This window comes from Nitratidesulfovibrio oxamicus (assembly GCF_015731765.1).
GTDB lineage: Bacteria > Desulfobacterota > Desulfovibrionia > Desulfovibrionales > Desulfovibrionaceae > Cupidesulfovibrio > Cupidesulfovibrio oxamicus.
On record NZ_VRYY01000588.1, the window covers coordinates 1 to 1,237 of the forward strand.

A 1,237-nucleotide genomic window follows, 5' to 3' on the forward strand; every position below is an offset into this window, starting at 1 on the left:
CGGCAGCGAGCAGGGGCTGGGCCTGCTGCCGGTGCGCACCGAACTGGCGGCGGAAAAGACCCTGCGCCGCACGGCGGGGGTGCACCCGTGCAGCGGCCTGCCGGTGGCTGGCTACGAGATTCGGCACGGCATCACCGTGGAGGCGGAAGGATGCGATGGCGACGGTGCCGGGCAGGGGCGGCGGGGCGTGTCGGCTGAAGGCCGGGATGCCCTCGGCGGCCCTGCAGGCCCTGACGTGGCGTTCCCCTTCCTGCTGCGCGAGGATGGCGGCCCTCTGGGCTGGGGCGCCCACGGCGGGCGGGTGTGGGGCACCTCGTTGCACGGGGTGTTTGATGGTGACGGCTTTCGCAGGCATTTCCTGGACGGGCTGCGCACGCGGCGGGGGCAGGCCCCGCTGGGCCGCGTGGTGGCCCCCTATTCGCTGGACCCGGCGCTGGACCGGTTGGCCGACGCCGTGCGCGCCGCCGTGGACATGGATGCCGTTTACGCCATGCTGAACCTGCGGCCAGGCGGGGTATAGGCCTGCGGGGCGCGCGCACGCAGGGCGGGGAGACATGTCGCCATAGATGTCGGAAGGGGGCACATGATGCGGGTTGACGTGAAAGGGCGGGGTGCGCCGGTGCATCTCTTGTTGTTGCTGGCCTGCCTGCTGGCGGTGCTGCCCGCCCCTTTCGCGGCGGCTGCCGGGGATGATGTTCCACAGGCAGGGGCTGTTGCCGAGGCCATGTCATCGTCCGTGCCCGGTGCCGACGCGCCAGCCGATTCCACGCCAGCCGGCTCGGCGGCATGCGCCGCTGCGACATCCGCGTCCTCACCGTCCTCCCCCGTTGCTTCCGTTTCCTCCACCTCCGTGGGCCTCGCCACGCAGCACATGCCGAACTTCGGCGACCAGCCCGCCACGGAAGGCGCCGGGGCGCTGTACGCAGAGGCGGTGCGCGTGCTTTCGCAAGTGCGCAGCACCCGCTACGCGGGCAACTATGTGGTGGACGCGGATACGGGCCGCTTCGAACTGAACTGTTCCGGCTTCCTGTCCCTGCTGTTGTACGAGGTGAATCCCTCGGCGCTGGCCACCGTGGACCGCAGCGGCAAGCACTACCGCCCACGGGCGGAAGATTTTCACCGCAGCATCCTGCGCGCCGGACCCAAGGGCGACGGCACGGGCTGGCTGCGGCTGGAGCGGGTCTCCGACCTGCGCCCCGGCGACGTGGTGGCCTGGCTGCGCCCCGCCGAACGCAGC

General features: G+C 71.8%; 2 pseudogenes. Both read left to right on the forward strand.

The window, feature by feature from the left end:
- Positions 1-520: pseudogene (locus tag FVW20_RS15915) on the forward strand (cobyric acid synthase); the annotation flags it as partial.
- A gap of 63 nt (positions 521-583) precedes the next feature.
- Positions 584-1,237, forward strand: a pseudogene (locus FVW20_RS15920) (hypothetical protein); the annotation flags it as partial.